2 protein-coding genes are annotated in these 4,201 nt (G+C 68.6%); both read right to left on the bottom strand.

The genetic code is table 11. From position 1 onward, the window contains the following. Positions 1-134 precede the first annotated feature (134 nt). Positions 135-1,895 (bottom strand): maltose alpha-D-glucosyltransferase, encoded by a 1,761-nt coding sequence (treS, locus tag NBW84_RS19125; RefSeq protein ID WP_250286112.1) that lies wholly within the window; start codon positions 1,893-1,895, stop codon positions 135-137. Further along, the gene (locus NBW84_RS19120; protein WP_250286111.1) at positions 1,892-3,877 is read right to left on the bottom strand and encodes an alpha-1,4-glucan--maltose-1-phosphate maltosyltransferase; all 1,986 of its coding nucleotides are present in this window, start codon (positions 3,875-3,877) and stop codon (positions 1,892-1,894) included. Before NBW84_RS19120 ends, treS begins: the two co-directional genes overlap by 4 nt. Positions 3,878-4,201: the final 324 nt, after the last annotated feature.

The raw sequence follows: 4,201 nt of genomic DNA, 5'->3' as shown, positions 1-4,201 counted from the left end.
CAGAGTTGCCGCCCACCATCGTCGACCTCCTCGCGCCGTCACCACCTGGCGACCATCCTCGTGACGTGTACGCCCATCGTGACGTGTACGCCCTACCCTGCCGTATGTCTGGCCGGCCGGTACGTCCCGGCCCGTCAGGAGCCCAGTTCCCCCGCCCGGGTGAGCGCGAACCAGTAGTGCCCGTGCCCGGCCAGGGTCAACAGGTACGGCAGTTCCCCGATCGGCGGGAAGCGCACCCCGCCGAGCAGTTCGACCGGCACCATTCCGGTGAACCTGCGGAGATCGAGCTCCACCGGCTGGGCGAAACGTGACAGGTTGGCCACGCAGAGCACTCGGTCGTCGCCGAACTCCCGGACAAAGGCGAAAACAGACGGATTGGACGCCGGGAACTCCTCGAAACTGCCGAGGCCGAAGACCGGGTGCCGCTTGCGCACCTCGATCATCCGCCGGGTCCAGGACAGGAAGGACGTCGGCATCCGCTGCTCGGCCTCGACGTTGAGCGCCTGGTATCCGTACACCGGATCCATGATGGGCGGCAGGTAGAGCCGGGCCGGGTCGCTGGTGGAGAAACCGGCGTTGCGGTCCGGGGACCACTGCATCGGCGTCCGCACACCGTCCCGGTCGCCCAGGTAGATGTTGTCACCCATGCCGATCTCGTCGCCGTAGTAGATCACCGGTGAACCGGGCAGCGAGAGCAGCAGCGCGGTGAAGAGCTCCATCTGGTCGCGGCTGTTCTCCAGCAGCGGGGCGAGCCGGCGGCGTATCCCGATGTTCGCCTTCATACGCGGGTCCTTCGCGTACTCGGCGTACATGTAGTCGCGTTCCTCGTCGGTGACCATTTCCAGGGTCAGCTCGTCGTGGTTGCGCAGGAAGATGCCCCACTGGCAGTTCGGCGGGATCGCCGGTGTCTGCGCCAGGATCTCCGAGATGGGGTAGCGGGACTCCCGGCGGACCGCCATGAAGATCCGCGGCATCAGCGGGAAATGGAACGCCATGTGGCACTCGTCGTCGTCGCCGAAATACTGGACGACGTCGGACGGCCACTGGTTCGCCTCGGCCAGCAGCACCCGGTCGGCGTATTTGGCGTCGATCTCCTTGCGGAGCCGCCGCATGTACTCGTGGGTCTCCGGCAGGTTCTCGCCGTTGGTTTCCTCCCGTACGTAGAGGTACGGGACGGCGTCCAGCCGGAATCCGTCGATGCCGAGGTCCAGCCAGAAGCGCAGCACCTCGAGCATGGCCTCCTGGACGTCCGGGTTGTCATAGTTGAGGTCGGGCTGGTGGGAGAAGAAACGGTGCCAGTAGTACTGGCCGCGCACCGGGTCCCAGGTCCAGTTCGACTTCTCCGTGTCGACGAAGATGATCCGGGCGTCGAGGAACTTCTGGTCCGTGTCCGACCACACGTAGAAGTCGCCGTACGGGCCGTCCGGGTCGCTGCGGGAGGCCAGGAACCACGGGTGCTGGTCGGAGGTGTGGTTCATGACCAGGTCCGCGATGATCCGGATGCCCCGGCGGTGGGCCTCGTCCACCAGGTTGACGAAGTCCCCGAGGTCGCCGAACTCGGGCAGGATCCGGAAGTAGTCGGAGATGTCGTAGCCACCGTCCCGCAGCGGTGACTCGTAGATCGGCAGCAGCCACAGGCAGTCGACCCCGAGCCAGCTCAGGTAGTCGAGCTTGCTGGTGACCCCGCGCAGGTCGCCCGTGCCGTCACCGTTGGAGTCGGCGAAGCCCCGGATGAGGACCTCGTAGAAGACCGCCCGCTTGAACCACAGCGGGTCGCGGGATGGTTCGTCGGCCGGGGGCGGGACGGCACCCCCGGCCGACGTCCCGCCCCCGGCCTCTCCGGTGCCCTCGGTGCCCTCGGTGCCCTCGGTGTCCTCGGTGCTCCTGGCGCTCATGCCCGGCGCCGGACGTCGAGGATGTGGGCTGGTTCCGTCGCCGGGTCCAGCCGGACGTAATTCTCTTGCCCCCACGTGTAGTCAGCCCCGCTGATCTCGTCGTGAACATGGAAGGTCTCCCGCCACTCGAGGCCGAGGGCGGGCATGTCGAGACGGACGGTCGTCTCCCGGGCGTTGCGCGGATCCAGGTTGACGACGACCAGGACGCAGTCGTCGCCCGCCGCCCCCCCGGAGCGCTTGGAGAAGACGAGGAAATCGTCGCCATCGGCATGGTGGAAACGAAGGTTACGCAGCCAGTGCAGCGCCGGATGCTCCCTGCGTATCCGGTTCAGCCTGGCAAGATATGGTGCGAGTGAGCGTCCGTCCTGTTCGGCACCGGCCCAGTCCCGCGGCCGGTACTGGTATTTCTCGGAGTCCAGGTACTCCTCGCCGCCGGCCCGTACGGGAGCGTTCTCGAACAGCTCGTAGCCCGCGTAGACCCCCCACGACGGCGACATCATCGACGCCAGTACCGCGCGGATCCTGAATGCCGCCTCACCGCCCTCCTGCAGGTAGCCGGGCAGAATGTCGGGAGTGTTGACGAAGAAGTTCGGACGCATGTAGTGCGCGGTCTCCAGCAGCTCCCGGCCGTATGTCTCCAGCTCCGACCTCGTGTTGCGCCAGGTGAAGTAGGTGTACGACTGGGTGAAACCGACCCGCGCCAGCGCCCGCATCATGGACGGCCGGGTGAACGCCTCGGAGAGGAAGAGCACGTCCGGCTCGACCGACTTCACCTCGGCGATGAGCCACTCCCAGAACTGGACCGGCTTGGTGTGCGGATTGTCGACCCGGAATATCCGCACCCCGTGCGAGGTCCAGTACCGGACCACCCGCAGCACCTCGTGGTAGAGCCCGACCGGGTCGTTGTCGAAGTTGAGCGGGTAGATGTCCTGGTACTTCTTCGGCGGGTTCTCCGCGTACGCGATGGAGCCGTCGCTGCGCACGGTGAACCACTCCGGGTGCACCTTGGCCCACGGGTGGTCGGGCGCGCACTGCAGGGCCAGGTCGAGGGCGATCTCCATGCCCAGGGCGCGGGCCCTGGCGACGAAGTCGTCGAAGTCGTCGATCGTCCCCAGGCCCGGGTGGACGGCGTCGTGGCCACCGGCGTCACTGCCGATCGCCCACGGCGAGCCCGGGTCGTCAGGGCCCACGACCAGGGTGTTGTTCGGGCCCTTGCGGTTGACCTCGCCGATGGGGTGGATCGGCGGCAGGTAGACCACGTCGAAACCCATCGCGGCGACGGCGGGCAGCCGCTCGGCGGCCGTCGCGAACGTTCCGGAACGCGGCGGGTCCAGGCTCGCACCCTCGGAACGGGGAAAGAACTCGTACCAGCTGCCGAACAGGGCCCGGGGCCGGTCCACCCAGATCCGGTACAGGGGCGAGCGGGTGATGAGCTCCCGCAGCGGGCACCGGGTGAGCAGGTCGACCAGCGCCGGGTCGCACGCCGGCGCGATCCGCCCGTGCGGATCCGTCAGCGTGTCGTCGCGCAGGACGTCGACGGCGTGCCGGACCGCCGCCCGCCGGCTTTCGGGAATCCCGGGCAGGGCGCGCAGCAGGAGCCGGGCGCCGTCCTCGAAGTCCACCGACAGCTCGTCCGTGCTCTGGCCGGCGGCTGTCTTGACCTCGACAGCGTGCCGCCAGGTGGCCACCGGATCGGCCCAGGCCTCGATGCGGAAGCCCCACAGGCCCTCCGAGTCGACCCGGACCTCGGCTTCGTAACGATCAGTGCCCGCTGTGGCCTGCCGCATCCGGGTGAACGGGTTCCCGCGGCCGTCCGGGCCTGACAGCGCCACGTTGGCGCCGATCAGGTCGTGTCCGTCGCGGAACATCGTCGCGGCGACGGTGAGGGTCTCACCCTCGACGGCCCGCGACGGCCACTGCCCACAGGAGACGGCGGGGCTGACGTCAGAGATGACAACCCGGCCTATGGAACGTCCGATCATCGCCGCGACCTTATCCAGGTGGACCACCCCTTGATAGTCGGCCTCTCCTGTACCAGTTGGTGGCACCCCAACGTGAACAGCGTGGGGCCACCAGATGGGGGGGTGTTGGGGGTGCGGAGGTGCTCCGCCGGGGGAGGAGGATGTCGGCATCGGATCGAAGTCTCCACGTTGATACGCGTTCGCGGCCGGGACCGGTGCCGGGCGCGTACCGGTCCGCCGCCATCGGTCCCGCTCCGGGATACCCGGGCCCGCCGGGTCCACGCGGGTGGGGCACCACCTGCCCGGCGCGCCTGCCACGCCGGCGGCCGCCCGCCCGCGCCGCGC

Origin of the sequence: Protofrankia sp. CiP1_Cm_nod2, from assembly GCF_920664355.1 — a bacterium.
Taxonomy (GTDB): Bacteria; Actinomycetota; Actinomycetes; order Frankiales; family Frankiaceae; genus Protofrankia.
The sequence above is the reverse complement of the archived record's forward strand: the minus strand, read 5'-3'. Positions and strand labels throughout refer to the sequence as shown.

Coding starts and splice junctions, on each gene's coding strand:
- treS (WP_250286112.1), bottom strand. CDS start 1,895: ATGAGCGCCAGGAGCACCGAGGACACCGAGGGCACCGAGGGCACCGAG.
- NBW84_RS19120 (WP_250286111.1), bottom strand. CDS start 3,877: ATGATCGGACGTTCCATAGGCCGGGTTGTCATCTCTGACGTCAGCCCC.